The organism is Williamsia sp. DF01-3, assembly GCF_023051145.1.
Lineage (GTDB): Bacteria > Actinomycetota > Actinomycetes > Mycobacteriales > Mycobacteriaceae > Williamsia.
The window spans coordinates 2,058,543-2,082,507 of record NZ_JALKFS010000005.1 but is presented as its reverse complement, the minus strand read 5'-3'; the positions used below and the strand labels follow the sequence as shown (position 1 = coordinate 2,082,507).

Below are 23,965 nucleotides of genomic sequence, written 5' to 3'. Positions count from 1 at the left end.
TGGCAACGCCGCTACGACGAGCGACATCGCAAACCCACACCCTCTCGAGAGGAACAGCAATGACCAAAGTCATTACCCCCCAGCGCTACCGTGAGATCGACGCGATGTGCCGCGCCCGCGATGGCCTCTACTACGGCTACGGGGAGGCATTCTCCAACAACCCTCGGCAATCGACAGACTGCTCTGGTCTCGTGCTGCAGACCGGCGCGTGGTTCTGGGGCCGCACTGATTGGGTCGGCAACCGCTACGGCTCGACCGAGTCTTTCCGCCTGGACTACAAGATCGTCTACGACTTGGGATTCCGCCGCGGCAAGAACCCCCCGATCAACTCGATCATGCGCGTGGGCCTGCAGCACGGCGGTGGTGGTGTCTACTCGCACACCGCTTGCACCCTGATGGGCATGGACGTCCCGGGCGGCCCGGTCAAACAGTCGGACCGCGGAGTCGACTGGGAATCCCAGGGTGCGGGTGTCTTCTACTACGAAGGCGCGCGAGCGTGGAATGACCCCCTGTTCCATGACTTCTGGTACCTCGACGCCGTCCTCGGCAACGACGCCCCGACGATGCCGGCCGTCAATGAGATTGACGAAGAGGCCAAGCGCGCCAAGGCGTGGATCGGCGCCCGCAAGACCCAGGGTGAGGCCAAGCTGCCTGACGGTGAAGGTCGCATGGCCGAGTTCGAGGGCGGCTGGATCTACTGGAGCCCCCGCGTTAACCAAGCCGCGCCGATTGGCCTGCGTGCCATCGCGATCCCGCGCGACATCTTCGAGGTGTGGGCCACGCAGGGCTATGAGAAGGGTCCGCTCGGCTACCCGACCCGACGCCACGCGACGGTCGACAAGGTCGGCACTATCCAGGCGTTCCAGCGCGGTGCGATCTACCGCAAGTTCGGCACCGACGGCGGCGTCGTCAACGGCGCCATCCTCGAACGCTGGGCGAAAGAAGGCTTCGAGAACGGCCGCCTCGGCTGGCCGCTCGGCAGCGAGCAGTTCTTCGACGGCGGCCGAGTCCAGCAGTTCGAAAAGGGCGAGGCCTACTTCCATCCGTCGTTGGTCGTCGAGTTCCTCAACGACCCGGAAACACCCAAGCAGTAACTAACAGAAGGATTGATCATCATGTCTGAACCACTCGACGCCATCCACGGCACAGCGGAAATCGGCTCCATCAGCCAGCGCGGATTCTGGCTCGACCTCCTCGACCGCACCGTCAAGACATTCATTCAGAACGTGCTTGTCTTCCTCGGCGCTGGAGTCGTCATCACCGACGTCTCCTGGACCACAGTCCTCGGATCGGCGGGTCTCGCGGCGCTGGTGTCGTTCCTGCTTGCGCTCGCCTCAGCGACGGCATTGACGTCAGGCAACTGGCTCATCGACACCGGCGACCGCGCAGCACGAACCTTCGCCGGCACACTCGTCGGCGCCATCCCGGCGACCGGCGGACTGACCGACATCGACTGGAAAACTGCCCTGACGATCGCGGCCACCGCTGCCATCGTGTCTGTGCTCACGTCCGCTCTGACCGTGAACCTCGGTGCCACCAAGGGGCTCCCATCCACTGCCCCAGTGATCCCTGTCGCACTGCCCGTCACTAACCCGACCGGCTCGTATACCGAACTGAACGGCGACTAGCTTGAGCATCTTCACGCCAGCGGCGTGGGACGGGATCGGGATCGTGTCGTTCCTGATCATCGCGTTCATCGCCCTGGCGTGGGCGTTCCTCACCGGCAAGTTGGTTCTCGGCGTACACCATCGCGAGATCGTGGCCGAGAAGGACCGCGCCCTTGAGGCCGCCGACAAACGTGCCACCGAGGACGCGGTCTCAATCGGAAAGTTCGCCGACGCCGCCGCCAAGTCGACCGCGGCGGCCGAGGTACAGCAGGCAATGGTCACCGCGATCCGGCAACTGGCCGAGGAGCGGACATGAAGTGGCCGTGGCGTCACGAAATCGAACGAGCGCGCGCCCAGGCCGACGAGATGGAGCGCGAGCGAGACATGGCGAGCCTGCGGCGAAAGCAGGCCGAATCAGCAGATCGGAGGGCCGAAGCGGTGAACGCTGGCCTACAGAATGAGTTGCTCCGCAACCACTTTGTGGATGCACTGAGGTCAGCATTCGGAGGGCCCGCATGAGGCCCAGCTGGCGCGCGGTCTTGTTCATGATCGGCGTGGTAGCCAGCATCGTGCTGGTCGCGCTCGGGACCGCGCAGCCTGGAATCTCGTTGCGCGACTTGGGCAACGGCGCGCTGCTCCTTCTGGCCGTGGTGCAGATCGGATTCACCCTCCAGTACCTGCTGAAGTCGCCGTGGTGGGTCAACGAACTCGGCCGCATCTACGCAACCAAGAGCGTCATCATGACGCTCGTCCTGTGGCAGGTGTCCGCCTCGGTGATCTCGCAGTCGCAGTACCCCGGACGAGAGTACTGGCGACTGGTCATCTACGTCGGCGGAGCTCTCGCAATGGTCTGGCTGTGGTGGTCCTTGCGTCAGTACCAGCGCCGCGGCCGCGAAGACCGGGAACAGCACGGCGATTTCCGAACACAACGCCGGATCTGGATCGACACTCTGCGCGAGCTCGCACACAAGGGACGTGGCGCGTGAAGATCATCGTGTTCCCCGGCGTCGGCGACCCGGGGATGCTCAACGGCGTCACCGACCTCATCCCTGGCGCCGAGGTCGTCACCCTGCCGCCGGGCAGCTACGGCCCGGTCCCGCTTCCCTTCGGCCCGAGCCATGAGGAGTCGGTGCTGCGGTTGATGCGGCAGGGCCGGGCCGAGCTCGACAAGGGCCCGGCTGTGCTGCTCGGGTACTCCCAAGGGGCCGAGGCGGCGGTGAACCTTGCAGCCACCGCGCACCCCAACATCATTGCGGCCGCCGCGGTGTCGGATCCGATGCAGCCTGATCTCGGCAACGGGCTCACCGGCATCCGTGGGTCGCGGCCGGTGCCCGCGTCGGTGCGCACCAGGTGGATGTTCGATCCGAAGGACGTGATCTGCCAGTGCCCGAAAGACTCCCCGCTGCGGACCCTCGCTGACCAGACCGCCCGCATGTCGTTCCGCAACCCACGCGATTGGGTCGGCGACATCCTGGCCCGTCTGGCCTCACGACGTTGGCAGCAGGTCCGGGTCGAGTGGTGGAACCCGGTCGGCGTGCAGCTGCAGTACCGGCGCGCACGCATCGACGCCGAGGGCTACCTATTCCGCGGTGACCACAGCGGGTATGGCGCACGGAAGCAGGCCAACGGGCTGACCTATCTGCAGAACCTGGCGGCCTGGATCCGGAGTGTTGGCTGATGCCACCGCGCATACCCCAGCGTTCCGGTGGCAACAAGAAGCCGGCAGTCGACCCACTACTGAAGTCGCTACTCGACGGCAACTTCATCGAGTTCTTGTTCCGCCTGATCACCGGCGACTCAGGCTGGTTCAGCAGCAACGGATTCCTCGGCGGGGTACTCGCGCGCATCACCGAGGGCGCCACGCTGATCGGGATGCGATGGACCCAGGTCGATGACCTACAGGTGAAGACGCAGAAGCTGCTCGGAGTGATCGGCTACGGCGCCTGGTACGCCGACCAAGCGCTCTCGGACTTCACCGGCACGTCGCGGGTCGAGTTCAACCAGCAGGTCGGACCGGTCGTCGGCTGCTCCAACGATGGGGTTGGTCGCATCACTCTCAACTCTCAAGGGTTGTGGCGCGTCGACTATCAGATCGATGTCGCGGCCCGCGCGTTCGGTGCCTCCGACATCTACATCGAACTCCGCGTCTACCAACCGAACCAGACCACGCTGCACACCATGAAGCGGTTCTACGTCACCGATTCGGACGGCGTCACCTGCCAAAACTCGATGATGTTCACCGTGCCCTCGGCTGGCTACAAGGTCGGCGTCTACCTCCACGCAGGGACCATCCGAAACATGCCCGCGGGCATCGACCACAACGGCCTGTACGTGCTGAAGATCTCCGACGAAACAAGCTAGGCCGCAGCAGAAAAGAGGCCCGCCATGCCCAAGCGATACACCCAAGACCCCGCCGACGTTCTCGACTACGCCAACGATTGGGGTAGCGAGAATGTGCCAGCTGATGAACGTTGGCTCGACGAGGGCGAGACGATTGCGTCATCGACATGGTCGGTGTCCCCGCCAGGCCTCACCACATCCCTGCCGTCGGTCGTGAACAACGACACCACCTCAGTGGTCTGGCTGTCCGGGGGAACGGTCGACCGCTCGTACACCGTCACCAACCGCATCACCACCACCGACAGCCGCACCGTCGAACGCTCCATCACCGTCGTCATCAGAGACCTATAACCAAGGGAGACAACATGTCTGCAGATGCCATCACCTGGACACCCCACGTCCGGGTCAACAAGTTCGAGCCGGCCACCGTCGCCGAGCTCACCGACCTGCTCGGCCGGGAACCGACCGGCGAGGACCTGACCTATCTGCAGAAGCATGAGGGCCTGGTCCCCGACGCTGTCGCTGAAGAGGTCGGGAACCTGCTGACCACGGCCGGGCTCAACCGCATCACGAACCTGATCATCGGTGGCGGCGCTGCCGCATTCACCAACGCCCAAGCCATCATCGGCGTGGGCAGCGTCTCGACGGCTGCCGTTGTCGGTGACACCGCGTTGGGCGGCAACGGCTCCCCCACGACCGCCTACTACCAAGGCGCCGACGCCACCTACCCAACGCAATCGGGTGGAGTCATCACCTGCTACTCCACGTTCGCCTCGGGTGTCGCGAACTTCGCATGGAACGAGTGGTGCTTCGGTATCGCCACCGGCGCCCTCACCCCGGGCGGAACCCTCGCGGCCGTCGGTACCTCGCCGATCATGCTGAACCACAAGGCCCCAGCGGCCCTCGGCACCAAGGCGGCGGGCTCGTCCTGGCAAGCCCAGTTCACTGTGAGCTTGAGCTAGTTTTTGGTGCCAATAACCCAGTACTCTTGAGGTTGTGGCCCCGAAACCCAAGTTCCCCCAATTGGCAGACGAGAAATGGCTGCGTGGCAAGTTCGATTCGGGGATGTCAAGCCGAGAGGTTGCCGAGGAGATCGGTTGCACCGCAGGCAATGTGATGCGGTACATGCGCATCTACGGGATTCCGCCCCGGAAGACGACGTCCATGCGACCAGCGGGCTGCCGCGATTGCGGAAGGGCGTTCAAGCCACGCGGACCCCGACAGGTCCGCTGTGACGAATGCCGAGTACGAGCCAAACCCCCTAGGGCGACTCGGGAGGTTCGCTATCCGAAGCTTGCCGATCCAGAAGCGCTGCGAGAGCTGTATGCATCGGGGTTGTCGAGTGTTGAGATTGCCAGCCAGATCGGATGTTCGCCAGCGAGCGTGCAGATGCGGATGCGGCAGTACGGGATCAAGGCCCGTGGCCGTTGGAGTGGCAAGTGGACCCCCAAACTGTGCGAAACGTGCGGCTCCGAGTACACGCCAAGTGGGCCGGCACAACGGTTTTGCAATGAGCGCTGCAATCCCATGTACCTGGCGAAGCAGAAGCGGTCCAGCATGGACCGAATGACGCCGTCCTTTACCTGCATCCAGTGCGGTGAGGTGTGCCAGGGCGCCCCGGAATACGTCAACCGCGGCGTGCAATACCGGCGCAAGTTCTGCACGTGGGAATGTCGCTGCAAATATGTTGGCACGCACGCCACTCACCGCCACAAGAACGGCGACGGGTACGTCCGTGTCCGCGTCAAAGGCGGCGTGTCAATGTTGGAGCACCGCTGGTTCATGGAGCAGCACCTTGGTCGACCACTGTTCGAACACGAAAACGTACACCACATCAACGGCATTCGGGACGACAACCGTCTGGAGAATCTCGAGCTGTGGTCGACGTCGCAGCCTCAAGGTCAGCGCGTGGAAGACAAGCTCCTGTGGGCGCGAGAGTTCCTGCGCGAGTATGGAGAGTCCGTTTGACCCAGTACTGAAGAGGTGAACTGTGACCGTTGCATTCGATGCGGTAGGTGCCGGTAGCGGAACCTCCGGTAGCACCAGCGGGCAGACGATGTCGTGGTCGCACACCGGAGCTGGCGCGGATCTCGTTGTGCTGGTGGCGGTGACGGCCGCGAAGTCGATCAGCTACGGCGTCGGTGGCACACGCACCTGCACGTACGGCGGCGTCGCGATGACCTCGCTGGGCGTGCAGGCCACCGCGAACGGCAACGGCTGGCAGGAAGTGTTCGGCCTCGTGGGCGCTCCGGCAGGTCCGCAAACCGTGACGTGGTCGAGCAACCAGAGCGCGTCATCAGCCGTGTTTATCGGACAGTCGGTGTCCTACACCGGCGTCAGTGGATTTGGGACGCTCGTCGGCGCCTCCGGGACCAGCGGGACTCCGTCGGTGACGGTGCCGTCGACCGTGACGAACATGGTGACCGCGTTCATGCAGGCGGCCGCGAACATGTCGGCGCCGACGCAGACGCAGCGGTCGTTGAACAACACCGGTCCGCGGCTGCTGATTCAAGACGCACCGGGCGCAGCGTCGGTGACGTTGGCGGCCACGATCTCGGCGAACTCATGGGGCGCCACGGGTGTCAGCCTCATCAACGCGAGCACTCCGATCCCCAACGGAGACACCGGTGCCGTCGCCGATGCAGGAACGGTAGCCGCGAACCGGCCCGAGTCCGACAGCACCAGCAGCGTCGAGTCAGCAGGCATTGCCGCGCGGTCCCCGTCGGCTGACACCGGTGTGACCGCCGAGTCCCAGCGCATCGCAGTCCCCTCGGCCGACGCCGCTGTGGCGGTGGAGGGCAACGCGGTCAATGTGCCGCGCCCGTCGACGGACATCGCGGCCAGCACAGAGACGGCCGCGATCACCGCCAAGACCGTCGCGGTCGATACCGCCATCGGTGTCGACGCCGGGTCGACGTCGAGCAAGAGCCCGGCTGCCGACACGGGCAGCCCGACGGATGCGGGTGTAGTCCGGGCGTTCATCAAGTCCAGCGACACCAGTGTGTGGCTCGAGGCCGCCGGCTCGCTCACAGCGGCCAGTGACTCCGACACCGCGCTCGCGATCGATGCTGGCGGCGTCATCCTGCCCGGGTATTCACCGGTACCGAAACGGACTTGGAAGATCCCAGCGTCCGATCGCGTCACCGTCATGGACCGCGAAGACCGGACCTGGCGGGTGCCGCGCGGCGAGCACAGCTACGAGCCTGCCCCGGGCACGCTCCCGTACACACTGCCCTTCACCCTCACTGCTTAGGAGACTGACGTGCCCGCAAAATCAAACTGGGTCAAGGGCCAGACGGTCACCGCTGCCGACCTCAACGAGCTGGCCGAGGCCGCCAACAACGCACTGTCACAAGAGGACGCGGACGCTACTTATGTGCGGTCTGTGAACGGCACTCCCGTTGATCCGGTTACCGGTGATGTCGAGGTCGATGGCGCTCTGCCCGCCGGCGGCTCGACCGGTCAGGTCCTCACCAAGCTCCCCGACGGTCCCGGCTGGACCACACCCGCCACCGGCGGCGGTAGCGGCGGAGTGCTCGACGGCGGAACCCCCACGACAACTGACGACACCTTCGACGGAGGCACACCATGACCAAGATTCAGCTACGCCGAGGCAACGCCAGCCAGTGGGCATCTGCCAACCCAGTCCTCGCCGCCGGTGAGGCTGGATTCGAATCCGACACCGGGCAACTCAAAGTCGGCAACGGCACTGCGGCATGGTCGGCGCTGGGCTACTACGGCCACATACCCACCGACGTCGGTCAGGCATTCACCGCCAAGTCCGATGCCAAGGTCGGCGTCTCCAACATCTACGTGCCCTCGGACTCCACCGGCGCGATCGCGACCCGCTGGCCCCGCCGCTGGTTGGCGCACGAAGCCAGCAAGAACACCGACGCGTTGGTCGACATGATCACCTGGGACGACGCCACCAAGACCCGCAACGCCCCCGACGTCATCCAGGCCGGGACGGCCCCGGCCACCGGCATCGTCACCAAGGACACCTTCTCCCGCAACGGCGACCTCTATGGGTCCACGCCTGACATCGGCGGCGCCTGGGGCGGTTTCGCGAACTCGGCTGGCGACTGGACGCTGAACGGCACTCAGGCCGTGCGGACCACCGACGCCACCACCTCCGAGCAGATCAGCAACTCCGGGGTCACCGGCGACCGCATCGTGCGCATCACGGGCGTCACCGTGGTGACCACGGGTCAAGCTGCGACTCAACAGTTCCGGCTAATCACCAAGCGCGTCAGCTCAACCACGATGCTCTACGGCTACCTCAACATCTCGACCACCGGCATCGCTACCTGGGGCATCAGCAAGAACATCGGCGGCACCACCACGACGGTCGTCACCGGCGCGGCGAACCCGCTCACCGCGAACTCGGCCACCCCGCAGGCGGCGAACATGACGCTGACCGTCGCCGGGACTGCCGTGTCGTTCACCCTCAACGGCACCACCATCAACGGCACCCTCACCAGCGACGATGTCACCACCCTCGCCCCCGGCACGACCGACGGCTGGACCGGCGGCACCGTCGGCGGCATGGTCATCGGCGACTTCGAAGTCGAGGTCACCACCGCAGGCGCTGTGCCCCGCCAGATACACATGTACAACGGCGCGCTCACCGGCTCGACCCTGGACTACCAGACCACCTGGCTCACCCAGCAGTGCCCGGTCACCCCCGAGCTTGTGATCATCAACTCCTGCCACAACTACGGCTCCGACAGTCCCGCGACCTACCTCGGCAAGCTCGACGCCTTCGTCACCCTGGTCCGGGCAACGTGGCCCACCGCGGGCATCGTGATCATGTCGCAGAACCCCGAGAAGCCTCCCGCTGCGAACCAGAACACACACCTGCTGCGGCTGTTGGCAATCCGGTCGTGGGCCGCCAAACGTGGCATCGGGTACATCCCCGTCATGGAAGCGTTCCGGGCGAAGTCTGACCTTGGGGTCTCGCTCATCCGCAACGACGGCGTGCACCCCACGGACACCACGGACACCGCCGATCCGAACAACGGCGCGTTCGTGTGGACCGACGCGGTTTCGGACTACTTCGACGCCCTCAGGCTGGCGCCTTCTTAGACGCCTCGGGAGTGGTTAGTACCAGTGTTCGCCTCGGCGGTCTATGTCCATGACGAGATTGTCGTCAAGTCTCACGATCCGGTAATGGGACTTTGGCTGAATCTCAATAAGTTGCTTTGCCCGTGATCGTGCCGCACTCAGATTCTCGCAGTGCCTCGGCGGATCAGGCTCTCGGTCCTCGTCGATCGTCATTTCCTCAAGCCAAACGGGTTCTGAGCCTGGGTCGAAGGTAAGTCCCATACCACGATACTCCCAGACCTACGCCGTTTTTCGCCTGCTTCGCGACATCCAGGTCACTTGCGCAACGCTGACACTGGCAGTACTGACCAAATACAAAGCCCCCGGCCAGTAGGCCTGGGGGCAAGTAATGGTTCACGGCCGCAATATGCCGCTCTAGCGCCCACGAGTAGGTGGACTTCGCTACCATACCAGAACTCGGTGGCGGTGAGCCATCCGAAGGTCATGGGGGCATACATGAGGTCATCATTCGCGGCAGTCGCGGCAAACCCGATGGAAACGATTGCTGGCATCGCGCTCGCAGTGATGGGTGTGCTGATGGGCTCATACGGCGGGCGGGAAGAACAGACCGCGCTCGTAATTAGCGGCGGTGTCGCGACAGCACTCGGGGGCGCACTGCTGTCGTGGACAGTCGGCAAGGTAGTGACAAAACAGCAAGCCCTGAATGAGATCAGATCACAGCTTGACCTCGTCAGTAGGAACATCGGCCAGGCATCTGCGCAAATCAGTCAAGCAGTCGAACGAAGCCTAATGGAAGGACTCCATTCGGACACGGCGTTCGCGCTGGTGCAGCAGGCGGTGAACACGATCTACACCCAGGTAACCGCGATCCAAAACATCCTGGAGAGTCCATTCCCGTCACAGGAGTTACTTGATACCGCCAACGAGCTCCAGGATCTCGCCACCCAGCTAAGCAGCAATGGAGGAGTTGGAGCGACCACCAAGATTGCCAGTCGACTCGAACAGGTGAGACGTAATCTTGAGAAGAATGCGCGGCCGATTCGCAGCTCAGAAGTAGTTGGCTGCCCCGACTGTAAGAAGCAAACAACGGTGATGATCGGCCAGTATCCGGGCAGCACCGCATCGAGCACCTGTGAGCACTGTGGCAAGCCATTAAATGCTCATCGCCGCGTTGACGGATCTGTGTTCGCGCGCCCAGTGGGGCAAGCCTCGACAGTTCGCGTCGAAACATCGTGTCCTGACTGCTCAAATGAAATCAGCTTTGTGACCAAGGCTGGAGGGCAGGAAACTAAGACGGTCTGCTTCAACTGCGGGGCCTCGCTGATTGCGGCAGACGGTGGCCCTCCGACTGTAAACGGGAAGTTCGACATCGTTGATGGCGTCATTGCGGCGCTTACCACCAATGCGCCAAGCGGAAGGCCGGTAGTTGCCTGTCCGGAATGCAGCGAAGAAGTCCGGTGCACAATTCGTCGGGATCCGCACGACTACGGCATTCATTCTAGCTGTATGAAGGTCTTCCGGATCGAGCATAAGGCGCTGCACGCTTGGCGGCAGTCAATCCCAACTGCAGATGAGACCCCCAGCGACAACAGAGGGTCGAAAGCAGTTGCGCATTGACCACTACACCTCGTAGCGAGGTTGTCGATCGTGCCCGGCGGCGACGTTCAGTTCGTTCGGCACCGTTGTGCGATCGGGTCACCATGAGCAATCAGACGGACACCCCTGAGGAGCACCTACTACTTCGACGAACACTCGGTAGTACCCAGAGGCAACTAATAACGCCAACCCATATCGGATTGGCGTCAGTTCGTACGAGCTATATATCGCAACTTAAATCGTACAGAAAACGCTCGCCGGTCGCCTGGTCGGATCCGAGCATTCCCATGCGCATGGTCGGCGACAGTTTGATGTCCGGCCTCTCGGCTCGAATTTTGCCAATGGCCCAATCGCGCTTGCCGGTAAGTACATCACTCGTGAAATCCGGATTGCGCTGGACGGCAGCCACCACTTGGCCACCCGCTCCGCCGATTCGCAGTCGCCCGAGCTCGTTTTCAACCGGTGTGACCTCGAACTTGCTCGCGGCAGACGTGCCTATAAAAATACTGATCTGGACGGCGCCGACTTCACCCGGTGCGACAAATGCAACGCCGTTTCGTTCTTCGTCCGGCAAGGGCCGCAAGTCTTCGATCGGGAACCTGATCGCAAAGCCGCGGTGCCAGCCGTGGTCCGAGTCAGGCCGCGTCCATGTGTCGTGGAGACGACTCTCTCCATCTTCGACAAAATGGGCGCGGACCTGCTCTGTGACGCCGTAAGCGTAGTTGCCCGATTCGTGGAGGCTCACCTTCTCGATCCCCGCAATCGTGCGCACAGCAACGTAGACGTCTGCAGATTTCTTGACGGTCCATACCCTCCAGGTGCTCGACCGAGCACCGTCTGGATCTCCGACTGCAAAGCGAAGGCGATCGAGTTCGGATGACATAGCGAGCAGAGTAGCGGCATGCGATCATTGCCGGAGTAGTGGACGCGACAGACGATCGCCCCCCCCGGTGTTGTGGTGGAGAATCAACGCCATGAACGAAGTGGTGCAGTCTTTCGACGGGCCAAACGGCGAGCGAGTCGAAGCGGCTCAGGTGTGGGAGCGGACAGCCGAGCGAGTCTATGACTGGCTGGTCATCTTGCGCTGCATGGATGTCCGAATTGACTATTCGACGATGGAGATCAGCGCCTATGGCGTCCACGCACGTCGGGGCGACTGGATTATCAACCACGGCCGCCGCACGCAGTCCGTGTTTGAACAATATCGATTCACGGTGACGGATGGGGAAACGTTTGAGCGCGACTACACACTCCGCCCATAACGTCCGGTATGCCGCCGGGTGTAAGTACATCCGTAAGTACACCGGCGTTGCGCTGCGTAAGTACACCGGGTACTGTTGAGCTATGTCAGACACAGTGATTCGCATCAAGCCGACCCGGACCCGCAAGCAGCTGGCACCGCGCACTTGCTGCCCCACGCACACCGACACGTGCAGGTTCGGCCGTCGGCACACGTGGAGCGAAGGCTGGTACAGCGAGACGGGCGTCTGGCAGGAAAGCTCCAAGTGCTTCAACTGTGACGGCGTTTGCGACGGTGAGCTGTGATGGCCGCCGACGATATCGAGGTCACCCCGGCGTCCCTGCGCGCTCACGCAGCGTGGATCTTCGACACGGGTTTACCCACGAATATCGCTCACGCGCTCAATGCGGCAGCAGATCAGATGGAGTCTGAGTCGTGACCGTAAGTACACCCGATACCCTCCCAGGTGTGCCGAACCAGCCGAAGACGAGCAACCGGAACTTCCGTATCGCCGACGAGCTGTACGAGCAGGCCCGCCTGGCGGCCGAGTTCAACGAGGACACTCTGACCGACGTCGTGCGGAAGCGGTTCGATGCGTACGTGAAGGCGACGCAGCGCAAGCCGGGGTATGCGGAGTGGTTGGCAGCACGAGAGCAGGAGAAGTAATGGCCATCGATGAAGTCACCTACTACCGAGCGAAGTGCGACGTCTGCAAGACCGTGCAGGACGAGTACTGGGGTGACTTCTCAGCGCTGGGCGGCCAGCAAGAAGTCCGCGAATGGGTCTCCGAGGATGACCACTGGGCCGAAAACTCTGACGGTCAGTTCCTTTGCCCGGAATGCCGGGGCTGCGAAGTGTGCAAGGCGTACCCATCGTACGACGACGGGTTCGGCCACCTTGTCTGCGAGGACCACGAGGACCACTTCGCACCGGCACCCGCTGCGCCGTCCATTGTGAAGCTGACGCCGGTGCGCTGAGCACCGCCCAATAGCCAAATTATGCCCCGACTTTGACGGCACTTTGGGGGAACCTCAACACCGCCGGGACCGTCTGAAGTGTTGTCCGCCGACTTCTCCCCGGACCCTCGCAGGCCAGAACGCCCCCCACCTACGGGTGGGGGCGTTTCTTCGTGTTGAAGGGTTGTCACGCTCCCGCCGAGGAGTAGCGATCGAGTGACAATTTCCACTCGCGCCTCCGAAAACATGCGCGGGGTTTGCCGAAGGTGGCACTATGGGGACTCTGGAGGGGCTGGGCGGCAACCACAAACCCCTCCAGAGTCAGTTGGAGAGCAGCTAGTTAAGCTGTCTCGCGGTCACCGCGATACGGCGACCGGTACGCACACGCACCTTTTCTCCCGATACAGGGCGGGAAGGTTGCGTGCGCCTCGTGGAAGGAAACGTAACCATGCTGGTCGACGTAACTTCCGGTGAACGGAACTCGTTGACCGGTCTTCCACCGGTCTCCGGGACCCAAAGGGCCCCGGCCACTACGGATTGGCAATGACATGCCAGACTCCTTGGTCATCGATCTGAACAGCCACCGCAGGAATGCGCCAGCCGATGCATCTGAACCCTTGCACTGCCGCGAGTGTGGCGGTGAATGGTTCAAACTCGACGGGCGGGCCGCGGGCCTGGACGAAGCCGAGGGAGCTGTCACGCTGGCCGGTGACGGGCGGGTCACGGGCTACTGCGGAGTGCCGAAGTGCATGGAGTGCGGCGCCTTGGCGCAGTAACCGGATACGCCTACGCGGCGCTAGCCAGTTCACGAGGATGAAGTAAGCAGGGGTCCATCGAAGGACTCCTTTCAGTTGTCGGGTCGATCTTTACAAACGTCGCAGTTCAGAACCCTACACCTTGTGCGTGTCTTTTACTGGCGACACAACACGTTGCGAATCACATTCATGAAAGTCCCAGGTCGCGCCGCTTCCCGCGGGCGCATTTTTGGCAGCAAAAGGACCGGATCTCCATCTCTGAGGTGGAGATCCGGTCCTTCTCTGGTGTTTCGAACACACTGCGACGTTTGAACGCGACACCCTGACAACTAACGACAAGTGTGGTCGCGCGCGCGCAACATGTCAAACATGCTGGCCTCGGGTGTCACCCCTATCTGCTATAAGCGCCCACCACCTACGCGCCACGGGCGGCGGGTGAACTAAATCCATCATCAAACTGCGTGGCGCACAACAGCTCTCACCGGTAGGCTGACGATCTCGCCCCAGAAAGCGAGCGACCCCGCACAGGTGCTGGTAACACCTGCCGGGGTCTGACCCACCCAAGTCTGTGACACCTGGAGGGCTGATGCCTGACGCTACCCTGTCGACGGTCGTTCCACTCGACGACCTGCACCTGTTCATCGAATCGTTCCTGATGCGCTGGGACGGTTCGAACACCCAAGCCGCCTACCGCCAAGACCTTCGGATCTTCTGCCAGTGGTGCGAGCGCCACGGCATCCACCCGATCACCGGTGTCCGTCGGCCGCACCTCGAGATGTACATGCGGTACCTGCGTGAGGAGCGCGGCAACGCGGCCCCGACGATCAGCCGGCGGATCGGCACCCTGTCGCAGCTGTACGAGGTCGCCATCGATGACGAGCTGATCGTGAAGAACCCGGCCCGGCTGGTGCGCCGACCGAAAGTCACTGTCGACCAATCAGAACGAGCGGCGCTCACCCGCGAAGAGATGCAGCGACTGGTCCGCGCGGCGTACGACTCGACCCCGACCGACTACGCGCTGGTCGTCATCATGGGCTACCTCGGCGTCCGGGTCTCCGAGGCGTGCGACCTCGATATCGCAGACTGCAACGTGGTCGCGAAGGCCCACCGGTGCCTGCGGTTCATCGGCAAGGGCGGCAAGGCCGCGCTCATCCCCCAGCCGCCTGTCGTGATGCGAGCCATCGACGCGGTGATCGCCGGCCGGACCGTGGGCCCGCTGCTACTGAGGCGGGACGGCACACGGATGACGAGGCGTTCGGCCGACCGCGTGGTGAAGCGCTGCGCCAAGGCCGCCGGGATCACCGGCAAGATCTCACCGCACACCCTGCGGCACAGCTTCGTCGTCCACTCCATCGACGCCGGCGTCCCCCTGCGGCAGGTGCAACTCTCGGCCAGGCACGCCGACATCAGCACCACCATCCGTCTCTACGACCGCGGCCGCGCGAACCTCGACACACACAGCGCCCACGCGCTGGCCGCGTACTTCGGCGCGGTGGCGTAACGTTCAAACCTTCGCCATCGGCGGAGTCACCCCTGGAGCAGGTATGCCCAACCATCACCCCTCGCGCTCGTGGCGCGGCTGCGCAATGTGCAAACCACACAAACGCCGTGGCGCCGGCCGCCGAACCAAGGACCCTGTCACGGTTGCTCGGAAGCTCGGGGTGTCCCGGCGACACACCCGACGCACGCTCGGCGACTAGTCGAGCATCCTGGCAATCGCGTCTGCCGCAGTCTTTCCGGCGTGACGGTCAAGGTGGGTGTACCTGTCGATGGTCGTCTGGATCGACTCGTGCCCCAGGTGCGCCTGCACAACCGGCAACCCCACGCCGGAGTTGATCATCCACGACGCGCAAGTGTGCCTCAGGTCGTGCACCCGAGGCTTCTTTGTCAGTCCGTTCTCGGCCGCCCTAATGCGGCCCGGGTTCCAGCCAAGGTTGTAGAACTCCTGCGCCCGCACCGGTGAGCCCGCGCCGTTGGTGAACAGGAATCCGTCGCGAGAGAGATCAATGACGGCCAAAGCCTGCGGAGGCAGGTTGATCGTGCGGTTTGACTTGCGAGTCTTCGGTGGCCCGATCTCTGGACGGTAGTCGCCGCTGTACTTCCATGCCTTGTTGATCCGACACGTCCCGGCAACTGGGTCGATGTCGCGTGCGTCGAGTGCTGTTGCCTCGCCGAACCGCATCCCCGTCGTCACGAGCCACGTCGCCAGGTTCTTCCACCTGTCGTGCGGGATGTGCGAGTGGAGCAGATCAAACTCGTCACGGTCGAGGAACACCATCTCCTGCTTCTGAGTCTGCGGAAGCCTGCGGCCGTCGCACGGATTGGCCGCGATCTTGCCAGCGCGGACCGCGGCCTTGAGCGCCCCGGAGAGAAATGCGTGTTTGTTCTGGATCGTCTTTCCGGCGGGCGCCTTCTTGCCCTTGGGCACCGTCGACATCTCCTGGACCCATCGAGAGATCGACACCTCGGTCACTGCGGAAAGCGGCAACCTTCCAATTGACGGCGCGATGTCGCGGTCCCGATAGGAGATGTATCGATTGATCGTCGCCTGCTCCACACCAGTCAGCGCGTTGATGTGGTCGGTGAGCCATTCGGTCAGCGTGAGCTCGGACCGTGCCGCGTCCTCGAATTCGAGGATCCGCATCGCCTCGACCGGCCCGAACTGGTCGATGTGGTCGCGGAACCGGACGGCTCCGGAGGCCTCCACGAACGTCGCGTTGCGCTGTTTGCCGCCTTGTCTCCAGAGGACACGCCACGTCTCGGAGCCATCCTTGCGGGTGCGCGCCTGGATAGACGCCATCAGTTGATGCCTGAACCGGGGTACATGCACCGCATTTTAGCTGCGGGGACCGACAGATATGTTGCCTGGAAATGTTGCCTTGCAGCGGTCGTGGCCAGAAAGGCCCTCTGACCTGCACTTTCTTGTGGAGCTAAGGGGAATCGAACCCCTGACCTTCTCGATGCGAACGAGACGCGCTACCAACTGCGCTATAGCCCCTTTGCCGCGTGAGCGACTCGACAAGATTAACAGGGCGGGACTACTGCCCCACCACCCGCCGGTACGAGGGTTCACGAACAACCTCTTCGCGGTGCTCGAACCGCGGCAGGTGGTCGAAGATCGGATCTTCGTCATCGATCTCCAACACGATCGCGCCTGGTCGACGGAGTCTGCGGGGCACCTCGGCTCGGGGGTCGACCTCGGGCTGCGCGCGGCGTTCTTCCTCCTGGCGCTTGGCCCGGGCGAGCCGCTGCATCCGCTGACGACGGATGCGCTGTTCGTTCCGCACCGCGCGGCGCAGGAACGCGAGGTAGCCGACCAGCGCGACAACCGTGGCCGCGGCGATGACCCAGCCGACCGAACCCAGGAAGAAGCCGGCCGCGATGCCGAGCAGCGCCAGCACCCCGAGCACGGCCATCACGCGCTGGCGGAACCTGTAGCGCTTGTCGCTGCGCTCGCGATCGGCCTCGGGATCGAAGCCTCCGCGACGTGCACGACGGGCGACCTCGTCCTGCTCCGCCTGATCCGCCGCTTCGTCGGCGCTGATGTCCTCGTCGGTGAGATCGTCGTCGTAGTCGTCGTCGTAGTCCGCGTTTTCATAGTCCGCGTCCTCGTGGTCGGCGTCCTCGTAATCCGCGTCATCGAGCTCAGCATCGTCGAGGTCTGCGTCCTCGACGCCCCGATCGTCGCGATCTGCGTCCGCATCTTCGTCATCGCGCTCAGCAACGGCGTCACGGTGATCGGATGACTCGATGTCGGCGTCTTCAACCACAACCGTCGTGTCGTCGGTGGTTGCGTCGGCATCACTGTCGCTGGTGTCGACCGTCTTTGTCTGAGCGGCAGCGGCGACGGTTTTCACCGAGACCGATGCAGGCTCGGACTTGCCGGCCGGAACCTTGGTCGTCGTGGCGTCGTCGACGTCAGCGGTATCTGTTGCCGCCGTTGCCTTTGCGGTCTTGCGATACTCACGCACCGGGGGTTCCCAGTCGGGATCGTGCGGATGACGGCCTGCCGCCATGCGACGACGGGTCTTGGCGATGGCCCGGCCACCTCGGTAGAGCACGCGTGTCGACATCGCGGCGTCGGTCGTCTTGCGCACGGTGGGACGCGACTTCACCACCATCGGCACCAGAACAAAGAGCCAGATCGCCACCAGACACACCCACAGCAACGAGTTCGGCATGGGCAGCTCCTTCCTGTCGGCAATCTCGCCCCGACCGGCCGGTCGAGTACGCGTCAGTCACACCTGTAACAGACGATAGGAATCAGGCTATGGCTCACCGCTGCCCAACCAGCGCCGACGCGCCGATGTCCCGGCCGATTCGTTCCATCTCTGGGTGCTCACGCGTGATCGGAGAAGAGCCGCCGCCCAGCGCGAGCCGAGAGGCATCTGCGCGCAGGTGCCGGGAGTTCAGGCGGTGGCGTGGCCGCTGCGGATCAATGTGTCCACGGCGCTGCTGGTGAGATCTTCGGTGGTCAACGCGAGCAACAGATGGTCCCGCCAGGCGCTGTTGACGTCCATGTAGCGCTTGAGCAGGCCTTCGTCGCGGAATCCCACCTTGTGCAGCACCGACAGCGACGCCGCGTTGGCAGGCTGCACGGTTGCCTCGAGCCGGTGAAGACCCCCGGCCCGAAACAGTGGTCGACGCCGAGTGCCAGTGCGCCCGTTGCCACTCCACGTCCGGTGACCGCTGCATCCACCCAATATCCGATCCATGCGTTGCGCAGCGCGCCACGCTGAATGTTGCCCACCGTCAGTTGCCCGCAGTATTCGCCGTCCAATTCGATGACAAACGGCAGCATGTTCCCTGCCTTTGCCTCGGCCCTCAGGACCGAATGCAGACCCGGCCAGGCCGCCGGGTTGTGCCGGGCCGACCACAAGCCGACACCCGTGGGCTCCCACGGCATCAGCGAATTCTGGTTCTCGATGCGAAGCCTGCTCCACACCCTGGCGTCACGCAGCCGGACCGGACGTACCGTAACGACGCCTCCCGCAACGGATATCGGCCCGAGCTTGGCCGGCCATCCACGGCGACCGGTGTCACCCCTGCTCCAGGCGCGCACGGTGCACTCTCACCCCCGCTGAGCCAGGAATGCGACGTCCACCTCATCGCCGGCGCGCAATTCAACGTCTTCCGGCTCGATGATGACCAAACAGTTCGCCTCTGCCAAGCCCGCCAGCAGATGCGATCCGCCGTCTGCGGCTGCGATCACCTGAGCGAGGTATTCGCCCGTCTGCTCATCGCGCATCAGCTGCCCACGCAGATATCCGCGCCTTCCCTCCACCGAGGTGATGGGGCTGACCGTGCGCGCACGTACCACTCGCCGCATCGGTTGGCGTTTGCCGAGCGCGATCCGGATCAGCGGTCGCACCATCACTTCAAAAGCCACCAACGCCGAGACCGGATTCGCAGGAAGAAGGAAGGTGGGCACCTCGTCGCGGCCCAGCTGGCCGAAACCCTGGACCGAAGCCGGGTACATCGCGATGCGTTCGATCTCCAATTCGCCCAGCTCCGAAAGGGCTTCGCGAATCGATTCCGAGGCCGCCCCACCGACCGGGCCGGTGATCACAACGATCTCAGAACGAATCAGCTGCCCCTCGACCAGTTCACGGAGTTGCGACGGCTCGCTGTCGGCGATACCGACCCTGTTGACGTCTGCGCCGGCGTCACGAGCAGCCGCGGCCAGCGCGTAACTGTTGACGTCGTACACCTGACCGCCACCGGCTGTCCGGTCGATGTCGACCAGCTCGCCACCGATGGAGATGACGGAAAGTCGTGGTCGCGGATGAACCAGCACGCGGTCGCGGCCCACAGCGGCGAGCAGACCGACCTGCGCGGGACCAATGATCGTTCCGGTGCGGACCGCTACGTCACCGGGCTGAACATCATCGCCGACGTGCCGGACGTATTGTCCGCTTCGCACGGCATGACCGATTCTGACCTTGGGCAGTCCGCCGTCGGTCCACCGCTTGGGCACCACGGCGTCGGCGAGTGTCGGCAAGGGAGCGCCGGTCTCCACCCTGACCGCTTGCCTTGGCTGGAGCCGTGTTGGCGTCCGCGAACCCGCCTTCAACTCCCCCACCACCGGCAGGACAACGATCACCTGGTCGCCCGGCGACTCCGATTCCTCATCGGCGATGGTGCCCGCTTCGGCGACATCCACACTGCGAACGGCATATCCGTCGATGGCAGCCTGATCGAACCCGGGCAACGGCTTGTCGGCAACAACCTCTTCGGCACACAGCAGACCCTGTGACTCCGAGATCGCGACGCGCACCGGCCTCGGAGCCACTGCCGCGGCGGTCACTCGGCTCAGGTGATCTTCCACCGAACGCACCGATCGCCTCCTTCAATCGCCGTGGCGGCCCGATAGTGCTCGTTCGCCGCGCCAACGGGTCGCCGTGTCGTTGTTCTGACGACTGACGTTAGCTGGTTTGTCGGCGATTTCCGTTCTCTCGCATCCAGGGATCGCCGCGCGCCATCGCATCAACGCGCTCAGACCGGGTGCTGTCGTGGGTTGGAGGTCAGCTGCACCCGAGGCGTTCGACCAGCCACTCGCGCAATTCGGGGCCGTAATCCTCACGGTTGAGGGCGATGTCGACCGACGCCTTCAGGTACCCGCCCGGGTTCCCGAGGTCGTGGCGAGTTCCGCGGTGAACCACGACGTGAACCGGATGACCTTCGTCAATCAACAAAGCGATGGCATCGGTGAGCTGCAATTCGCCACCAGCGCCGGGTTCAATTCGTCGCAATGCATCAAAAATTGCGCGGTCGAGGATGTATCGCCCGGCCGCCGCATAATTGGAAGGCGCATCTTTTGCCTCGGGCTTTTCGACCATTCCCTTCAGCTTCATCACATTGGGATTCGCCGCATCGGGAAGTTCTTCGACATCGAATACGCCATACGCGCTGATCTTCTCGGTCGGGACCTCGATGGCGCAGAGCACCGTGCCGCCGCGCTTGGCGCGCGTACGGGCCATCACCTCCAGGACTCCGTTGGGAAGCACCAGATCGTCGGGCAACAGAACCGCGACAGCATCCTCGTCGTCGTCGAGTTTGGCCTCGACGCATCCGACCGCGTGGCCGAGTCCGAGGGGCTTCTCCTGGATGACCGACGCAACCTCCAGCAGCGATGGCGCGTTCCGCACCTTGGCCAACATGGTGTCTTTGCCGCGGGACTCGAGGGTGTGTTCGAGCACCAGGTCTTCGACGAAGTGCGCGACGACGCCGTCTTTACCCGGCGACGTGATGATCAGCAGTCGCTCAGCACCGGCCGACTTGGCCTCTTCGGCCACCAATTCGATACCGGGTGTATCCACCACGGGAAGAAGTTCTTTCGGCACGGTCTTGGTCGCCGGAAGAAAACGGGTACCCAAGCCGGCGGCCGGCACAATTGCGGTTCGCGGAATGGGCGGCGTGCCCGGAACGGACTCGTATTCGACCTCGTTGGCCGGGCTGGTCTGCGCTTCAGTCATTTTCCCACCCTAGGTTGATCACACTGGTGTGTGAGTAAACCTATCGGCTGATCGCCAAACATGAGAGGGGCGTACCGATTTTCATCGACAAAGCAACCTGGAGAAAGCTCGCCCTCGAGCGTCGCGACAGCCTGTCTCCCCAGGTTAAGGCGAGCCTGGATGCCTCGATTGTGACGTGGATCGCGAACCTCCCCGAGGGCGGTCCACGGGTGGGGCCGGGCGCCGCCATTGCGGCCTACGTCCCGGTCGGTAGCGAACCGGGCACCACCGCGATGTTGGAGGTGTTGCGCGAGGGAGGCTTCCGGGTCTTGCTGCCGAAAGTGGCGGCGGGCCCGCCTGCCCCGCTGCGTTGGGCCTGGTACGACGGACCGGAGTCATTGCATGAAGGACGATTTGGACTGTTGGAGCCCAGCGGGGACAGCGCCTCACCTGACGCACTCGGTGACGCCGCTCTGATCCTGGTCCCTGCGCTGTCGGTCGACCGCCACGGCATTCGACTCGGTCGCGGAGCCGGCTACTACGACCGGTCGATCCCAGAGGTGGACACGAACAAATTGGTGGCCGTGGTGTTCGACGACGAACTGGTGGACGAGCTGCCATCGGACGACTTCGACGTGCCGATGGGCTGGAGCCTGACACCCGGCGAGGGGTTCAGACGGCTGGGAACAAGCTGACCTTGGCACTCGTTAACGAAGAGTGCCAGTTCGACGGTAGAATCCACAACGTTCTCGGCTTAACACCTTCGGAGGTCTTCGGTGCCCACATATTCGTACGCTTGCACACAGTGCGACAACCGCTTCGACATCGTGCAATCTTTCAGCGACGACTCGCTCACCGAATGCCCGAAATGCGCCGGTAAGCTGCGCAAACTGTTCAACAGCGTGGGCATCGTGTTCAAGGGCAGCGGCTTCTACCGCAACGACAGCCGCTCCACCACCACGAGCAGCGAGTCGAGTTCGAGCGACTCGTCGAAGTCCGACTCCGGCAGCAAGGAATCGGCGCCTGCAGCGAAGTCGACGGATTCGGGCAGCAGCACGTCCAGCAGTTCGACCACTGCCAAGGCTGCTTCCTGACACCTGTCCACACACAGTGGACTGTGCACAGGCAACCTCATATCGGTGCCTGACCAAGCGGACGATGGATGGCAATCGCCATAACGTTTGCCCATGGCCGCGCGCAATGCTCTGAACCCCACACTCGCCGACCGTGTCCGTCATGCCGTCAGGCCCGGATGGACACGGTCGCTGCTCCTCCGCCGCGCCTGTGCCATCGTGCTGCTGGCGGTCGCACTCGTGGCCGCACTGACGGCGGGTCGCACCGAGGAACTGCGGCCGGCGGTGATCGCGGCCCATGACATCAGCCCTGGGCAACCCCTCACGATCGGCGACCTGACCACGCGCGAGTTCCGTCCCGGTGACCTCCCGGCAGGCACAGTCGACAACGCAGCCGACTTCCTGGACAAGACGGTGACCGGTCCGGTGCGGGCGGGCGAGATACTGACCGATTCGCGCGTGCTCACCAGCCGCCTGCCGGTTCAGATCATGCATCGTCCCGATGCCCGCCTGGTTCCGGTCAAGGTGGCCGACACAGCGGTGATCGATCTCCTCCGCGAAGGAGACGTGGTCGACGTGCTGAGTATCGACGATGCCGACACCGCTGAAGGGTCATCGGCGACAGAGGTTTTGGCCAAGGCAGCAGTGGTCGCACTCGTGTCGCAGGAGTCAGGTTCGCGGACGGGGTCAGATGCCCGACTTGCCGTTCTCGCCTTGCCAGAGCGCGACGCGCACGTGGTCGCGGCGGCCACCCTCACTGCTCCGATCACACTCGTTTTTCACTGACTGCATGTTGTGAACGGCAATTTCCGCGACCGCTGGTTAGGATCAGCGGACTGCAATTAGAGCTCGTTTCCCTCGTGGGAAGGGTCACTACATGTTCAAGGGCTTCAAAGATTTCCTCATGCGGGGAAACGTCATCGACCTCGCTGTCGCCGTGGTCGTCGGTGCTGCCTTCACCGCGATCGTCACAGCGTTCACCACCAACATCATTCAACCGTTGGTGAACTCGATCGGTGGCACCGATTCCGCGCAGGGGCTGGGATTCACCATCAGGTCCGGCAATCCGGAAACGTTTGTGGACATCGGCGCCCTCATCGCCGCCGCCATCAACTTCCTGATCGTTGCCGCGGTTGTCTACTTCCTGATCGTGATGCCGTACGAGAAATTGAAGACGCTGGCCGCGCGCGACGGCGACGACGCCGCGGCCCAGACGGAGTCAGAGTTGCTCGCCGAGATCCGCGACATTCTCCAAGGCAAGGATCCCGCGGAGGAGAAGGCCAAGATCGCCGGCGCGACGAGCGAGAAGGATCAGGCTCTCATCGACCGGCGGGGCGACGACGGCCCGCAGTCCGGTCCTCTTTACTCGGGTCCCGCCGCCGCCGGCGCCGGCGCGTCTTCTGCCGGTACGCAGCAGTTCTCTTCGCAGCAGTCGGACCGGATCGGTGGCGCCAACGCCTATCCGACGCAGGGTCCGCCTACCGGCGGCTCAGGACCGATCGGCCAGCCGCCGCAGGGACAGCCGCCCCAGGGCGGTGTGCCGCCGCGGAGCCAGCCGCCGCTGGGTGGACCGCCTCCCGGCTATCAGCAGCCGCCGGGTCCGCCGCCCGGGTACAACCCGGCTCCGCCACCACGCCCGAACCCGCCGCAGCATGAGGGGCCAGACCAGGGTCAGGGTTACCGCCCCGATCCGTTGACCGGCCCGCCACCCGGTTACGACCCGCTCACCGGTCCCCCGCCTAACTACGGGCCGCCACCGGGACGTCGCGATGACCACAACGGCGGCGGCAGGCACAGCAGCCCGTAATGTTCGAGATCGACGTATCGCCCCGGCTCAGGCCGGGGCGATACTTTGTCGAAGGGTCCAGCGATCTCGGACC

Annotated in this window: 29 protein-coding genes, 1 tRNA gene and 1 pseudogene; 24 read left to right on the top strand and 7 right to left on the bottom strand. The window is 63.8% G+C overall.

Features of this window, described 5'->3' with window-relative positions:
* Positions 1-59: 59 nt before the first annotated feature.
* The 14 genes from MVA47_RS11940 to MVA47_RS11875 all read left to right on the top strand — a co-directional run bounded on the left by MVA47_RS11940 (position 60) and on the right by MVA47_RS11875 (position 10,628).
* Positions 60-1,094 carry an LGFP repeat-containing protein gene (locus MVA47_RS11940; protein WP_247208085.1) on the top strand — a complete coding sequence of 345 codons (1,035 nt, stop codon included), beginning with the start codon at positions 60-62 and terminating at the stop codon, positions 1,092-1,094.
* A gap of 21 nt (positions 1,095-1,115) precedes the next feature.
* A complete protein-coding gene (locus MVA47_RS11935; protein ID WP_247208084.1) occupies positions 1,116-1,628 on the top strand; it encodes a holin in 513 nt (170 codons plus the stop codon).
* A gap of 1 nt (position 1,629) precedes the next feature.
* On the top strand, positions 1,630-1,923 hold the full coding sequence (locus MVA47_RS11930; RefSeq protein ID WP_247208083.1) for a hypothetical protein: 294 nt from the start codon (positions 1,630-1,632) through the stop codon (positions 1,921-1,923).
* Positions 1,920-2,126 (top strand): hypothetical protein, encoded by a 207-nt coding sequence (locus MVA47_RS11925; protein WP_247208082.1) that lies wholly within the window; start codon positions 1,920-1,922, stop codon positions 2,124-2,126. Before MVA47_RS11930 ends, MVA47_RS11925 begins: the two co-directional genes overlap by 4 nt.
* A complete protein-coding gene (locus MVA47_RS11920) occupies positions 2,123-2,593 on the top strand; it encodes a hypothetical protein (protein ID WP_247208081.1) in 471 nt (156 codons plus the stop codon). The genes MVA47_RS11925 and MVA47_RS11920 overlap by 4 nt, the downstream gene beginning before the upstream one ends.
* Complete coding sequence (locus MVA47_RS11915) at positions 2,590-3,285, top strand: alpha/beta hydrolase (protein ID WP_247208080.1); 696 nt, start codon at positions 2,590-2,592, stop codon at positions 3,283-3,285. Before MVA47_RS11920 ends, MVA47_RS11915 begins: the two co-directional genes overlap by 4 nt.
* Positions 3,285-3,968, top strand: a complete 684-nt coding sequence (locus tag MVA47_RS11910; protein ID WP_247208079.1) for a hypothetical protein — start codon at positions 3,285-3,287, stop codon at positions 3,966-3,968. Before MVA47_RS11915 ends, MVA47_RS11910 begins: the two co-directional genes overlap by 1 nt.
* Positions 3,969-3,992: 24 nt before the next feature.
* Positions 3,993-4,298: a hypothetical protein gene (locus tag MVA47_RS11905; protein ID WP_247208078.1), complete on the top strand. Its 306-nt coding sequence runs from the start codon at positions 3,993-3,995 to the stop codon at positions 4,296-4,298.
* A 14-nt stretch (positions 4,299-4,312) separates the two neighbouring features.
* The gene (locus MVA47_RS11900; protein ID WP_247208076.1) at positions 4,313-4,909 is read left to right on the top strand and encodes a hypothetical protein; all 597 of its coding nucleotides are present in this window, start codon (positions 4,313-4,315) and stop codon (positions 4,907-4,909) included.
* Between the two features lie 565 nt (positions 4,910-5,474).
* Entirely contained in the window at positions 5,475-5,915 is a 441-nt protein-coding gene (locus tag MVA47_RS11895) for an HNH endonuclease (protein ID WP_247208074.1), read from the top strand.
* A gap of 22 nt (positions 5,916-5,937) precedes the next feature.
* Entirely contained in the window at positions 5,938-7,200 is a 1,263-nt protein-coding gene (locus MVA47_RS11890) for a hypothetical protein (RefSeq protein WP_247208073.1), read from the top strand.
* 9 nt (positions 7,201-7,209) lie between these two features.
* Positions 7,210-7,539 (top strand): hypothetical protein, encoded by a 330-nt coding sequence (locus tag MVA47_RS11885; protein ID WP_247208071.1) that lies wholly within the window; start codon positions 7,210-7,212, stop codon positions 7,537-7,539.
* Positions 7,536-9,032 carry a hypothetical protein gene (locus tag MVA47_RS11880; protein WP_247208070.1) on the top strand — a complete coding sequence of 499 codons (1,497 nt, stop codon included), beginning with the start codon at positions 7,536-7,538 and terminating at the stop codon, positions 9,030-9,032. The genes MVA47_RS11885 and MVA47_RS11880 overlap by 4 nt, the downstream gene beginning before the upstream one ends.
* A gap of 444 nt (positions 9,033-9,476) precedes the next feature.
* Positions 9,477-10,628, top strand: a complete 1,152-nt coding sequence (locus MVA47_RS11875; RefSeq protein ID WP_247208069.1) for a hypothetical protein — start codon at positions 9,477-9,479, stop codon at positions 10,626-10,628.
* 199 nt (positions 10,629-10,827) lie between these two features.
* Here the strand turns inward: MVA47_RS11875 and MVA47_RS11870 are convergent, their stop codons facing one another.
* Entirely contained in the window at positions 10,828-11,490 is a 663-nt protein-coding gene (locus MVA47_RS11870) for a hypothetical protein (protein WP_247208068.1), read from the bottom strand.
* 91 nt (positions 11,491-11,581) lie between these two features.
* Here MVA47_RS11870 and MVA47_RS11865 point away from each other — a divergent pair, with 91 nt between their 5' ends.
* The 6 genes from MVA47_RS11865 to MVA47_RS11845 all read left to right on the top strand — a co-directional run bounded on the left by MVA47_RS11865 (position 11,582) and on the right by MVA47_RS11845 (position 15,059).
* On the top strand, positions 11,582-11,869 hold the full coding sequence (locus tag MVA47_RS11865) for a hypothetical protein (RefSeq protein ID WP_247208067.1): 288 nt from the start codon (positions 11,582-11,584) through the stop codon (positions 11,867-11,869).
* Positions 11,870-12,151: 282 nt separating this feature from the next.
* A complete protein-coding gene (locus tag MVA47_RS26745; RefSeq protein ID WP_281504714.1) occupies positions 12,152-12,286 on the top strand; it encodes a hypothetical protein in 135 nt (44 codons plus the stop codon).
* A 29-nt stretch (positions 12,287-12,315) separates the two neighbouring features.
* A complete protein-coding gene (locus MVA47_RS11860; RefSeq protein ID WP_247208066.1) occupies positions 12,316-12,513 on the top strand; it encodes a hypothetical protein in 198 nt (65 codons plus the stop codon).
* Positions 12,513-12,824, top strand: coding sequence for a hypothetical protein (locus MVA47_RS11855; protein WP_247208065.1), 312 nt, complete (start codon positions 12,513-12,515; stop codon positions 12,822-12,824). The genes MVA47_RS11860 and MVA47_RS11855 overlap by 1 nt, the downstream gene beginning before the upstream one ends.
* Before the next feature lie 527 nt (positions 12,825-13,351).
* Positions 13,352-13,579: a hypothetical protein gene (locus MVA47_RS11850; RefSeq protein ID WP_247208064.1), complete on the top strand. Its 228-nt coding sequence runs from the start codon at positions 13,352-13,354 to the stop codon at positions 13,577-13,579.
* 565 nt (positions 13,580-14,144) lie between these two features.
* Positions 14,145-15,059 (top strand): tyrosine-type recombinase/integrase, encoded by a 915-nt coding sequence (locus tag MVA47_RS11845; RefSeq protein ID WP_247208063.1) that lies wholly within the window; start codon positions 14,145-14,147, stop codon positions 15,057-15,059.
* Between the two features lie 195 nt (positions 15,060-15,254).
* On the opposite strand, the gene MVA47_RS11840 is transcribed toward MVA47_RS11845, so the two are convergent.
* From MVA47_RS11840 to MVA47_RS11815, 6 genes and pseudogenes are all read right to left on the bottom strand, one after another.
* Positions 15,255-16,358 carry a site-specific integrase gene (locus tag MVA47_RS11840; RefSeq protein WP_247208062.1) on the bottom strand — a complete coding sequence of 368 codons (1,104 nt, stop codon included), beginning with the start codon at positions 16,356-16,358 and terminating at the stop codon, positions 15,255-15,257.
* 125 nt (positions 16,359-16,483) lie between these two features.
* A tRNA-Ala gene (locus tag MVA47_RS11835) sits at positions 16,484-16,556 on the bottom strand.
* Positions 16,557-16,596: 40 nt separating this feature from the next.
* Positions 16,597-17,739, bottom strand: a complete 1,143-nt coding sequence (gene glpR / locus MVA47_RS11830; protein ID WP_247208061.1) for a gephyrin-like molybdotransferase receptor GlpR — start codon at positions 17,737-17,739, stop codon at positions 16,597-16,599.
* A gap of 228 nt (positions 17,740-17,967) precedes the next feature.
* Positions 17,968-18,620, bottom strand: a pseudogene (locus MVA47_RS11825) (GNAT family N-acetyltransferase).
* A 9-nt stretch (positions 18,621-18,629) separates the two neighbouring features.
* Positions 18,630-19,895, bottom strand: a complete 1,266-nt coding sequence (gene glp / locus MVA47_RS11820) for a gephyrin-like molybdotransferase Glp (RefSeq protein ID WP_030170543.1) — start codon at positions 19,893-19,895, stop codon at positions 18,630-18,632.
* Positions 19,896-20,082: 187 nt separating this feature from the next.
* Complete coding sequence (locus tag MVA47_RS11815) at positions 20,083-21,033, bottom strand: UTP--glucose-1-phosphate uridylyltransferase (RefSeq protein WP_099381731.1); 951 nt, start codon at positions 21,031-21,033, stop codon at positions 20,083-20,085.
* Positions 21,034-21,080: 47 nt separating this feature from the next.
* Here MVA47_RS11815 and MVA47_RS11810 point away from each other — a divergent pair, with 47 nt between their 5' ends.
* The 4 genes from MVA47_RS11810 (at position 21,081) to mscL (ending at position 23,892) form a co-directional block, all read left to right on the top strand.
* Positions 21,081-21,707 (top strand): 5-formyltetrahydrofolate cyclo-ligase, encoded by a 627-nt coding sequence (locus tag MVA47_RS11810; RefSeq protein ID WP_281505217.1) that lies wholly within the window; start codon positions 21,081-21,083, stop codon positions 21,705-21,707.
* A gap of 81 nt (positions 21,708-21,788) precedes the next feature.
* Positions 21,789-22,106 (top strand): FmdB family zinc ribbon protein, encoded by a 318-nt coding sequence (locus MVA47_RS11805; RefSeq protein ID WP_081729937.1) that lies wholly within the window; start codon positions 21,789-21,791, stop codon positions 22,104-22,106.
* A gap of 93 nt (positions 22,107-22,199) precedes the next feature.
* On the top strand, positions 22,200-22,871 hold the full coding sequence (locus MVA47_RS11800; protein ID WP_247208060.1) for an SAF domain-containing protein: 672 nt from the start codon (positions 22,200-22,202) through the stop codon (positions 22,869-22,871).
* 91 nt (positions 22,872-22,962) lie between these two features.
* Complete coding sequence (mscL, locus tag MVA47_RS11795; protein ID WP_247208059.1) at positions 22,963-23,892, top strand: large-conductance mechanosensitive channel protein MscL; 930 nt, start codon at positions 22,963-22,965, stop codon at positions 23,890-23,892.
* The last annotated feature ends 73 nt before the right edge of the window (positions 23,893-23,965 follow it).

What these genes read in the sequence shown, in the direction of transcription:
- MVA47_RS11940 (WP_247208085.1), top strand. Translation starts at nt 60, where the DNA reads ATGACCAAAGTCATTACCCCCCAGCGCTACCGTGAGATCGACGCGATG.
- MVA47_RS11935 (WP_247208084.1), top strand. Translation starts at nt 1,116, where the DNA reads ATGTCTGAACCACTCGACGCCATCCACGGCACAGCGGAAATCGGCTCC.
- MVA47_RS11925 (WP_247208082.1), top strand. Translation starts at nt 1,920, where the DNA reads ATGAAGTGGCCGTGGCGTCACGAAATCGAACGAGCGCGCGCCCAGGCC.
- MVA47_RS11920 (WP_247208081.1), top strand. Translation starts at nt 2,123, where the DNA reads ATGAGGCCCAGCTGGCGCGCGGTCTTGTTCATGATCGGCGTGGTAGCC.
- MVA47_RS11910 (WP_247208079.1), top strand. Translation starts at nt 3,285, where the DNA reads ATGCCACCGCGCATACCCCAGCGTTCCGGTGGCAACAAGAAGCCGGCA.
- MVA47_RS11905 (WP_247208078.1), top strand. Translation starts at nt 3,993, where the DNA reads ATGCCCAAGCGATACACCCAAGACCCCGCCGACGTTCTCGACTACGCC.
- MVA47_RS11900 (WP_247208076.1), top strand. Translation starts at nt 4,313, where the DNA reads ATGTCTGCAGATGCCATCACCTGGACACCCCACGTCCGGGTCAACAAG.
- MVA47_RS11895 (WP_247208074.1), top strand. Translation starts at nt 5,475, where the DNA reads ATGTACCTGGCGAAGCAGAAGCGGTCCAGCATGGACCGAATGACGCCG.
- MVA47_RS11880 (WP_247208070.1), top strand. Translation starts at nt 7,536, where the DNA reads ATGACCAAGATTCAGCTACGCCGAGGCAACGCCAGCCAGTGGGCATCT.
- MVA47_RS11870 (WP_247208068.1), bottom strand. Translation starts at nt 11,490, where the DNA reads ATGTCATCCGAACTCGATCGCCTTCGCTTTGCAGTCGGAGATCCAGAC.
- MVA47_RS11865 (WP_247208067.1), top strand. Translation starts at nt 11,582, where the DNA reads ATGAACGAAGTGGTGCAGTCTTTCGACGGGCCAAACGGCGAGCGAGTC.
- MVA47_RS26745 (WP_281504714.1), top strand. Translation starts at nt 12,152, where the DNA reads ATGGCCGCCGACGATATCGAGGTCACCCCGGCGTCCCTGCGCGCTCAC.
- MVA47_RS11855 (WP_247208065.1), top strand. Translation starts at nt 12,513, where the DNA reads ATGGCCATCGATGAAGTCACCTACTACCGAGCGAAGTGCGACGTCTGC.
- MVA47_RS11850 (WP_247208064.1), top strand. Translation starts at nt 13,352, where the DNA reads ATGCCAGACTCCTTGGTCATCGATCTGAACAGCCACCGCAGGAATGCG.
- MVA47_RS11845 (WP_247208063.1), top strand. Translation starts at nt 14,145, where the DNA reads ATGCCTGACGCTACCCTGTCGACGGTCGTTCCACTCGACGACCTGCAC.
- MVA47_RS11840 (WP_247208062.1), bottom strand. Translation starts at nt 16,358, where the DNA reads ATGGCGTCTATCCAGGCGCGCACCCGCAAGGATGGCTCCGAGACGTGG.
- glpR (WP_247208061.1), bottom strand. Translation starts at nt 17,739, where the DNA reads ATGCCGAACTCGTTGCTGTGGGTGTGTCTGGTGGCGATCTGGCTCTTT.
- MVA47_RS11815 (WP_099381731.1), bottom strand. Translation starts at nt 21,033, where the DNA reads ATGACTGAAGCGCAGACCAGCCCGGCCAACGAGGTCGAATACGAGTCC.
- MVA47_RS11800 (WP_247208060.1), top strand. Translation starts at nt 22,200, where the DNA reads ATGGCCGCGCGCAATGCTCTGAACCCCACACTCGCCGACCGTGTCCGT.
- mscL (WP_247208059.1), top strand. Translation starts at nt 22,963, where the DNA reads ATGTTCAAGGGCTTCAAAGATTTCCTCATGCGGGGAAACGTCATCGAC.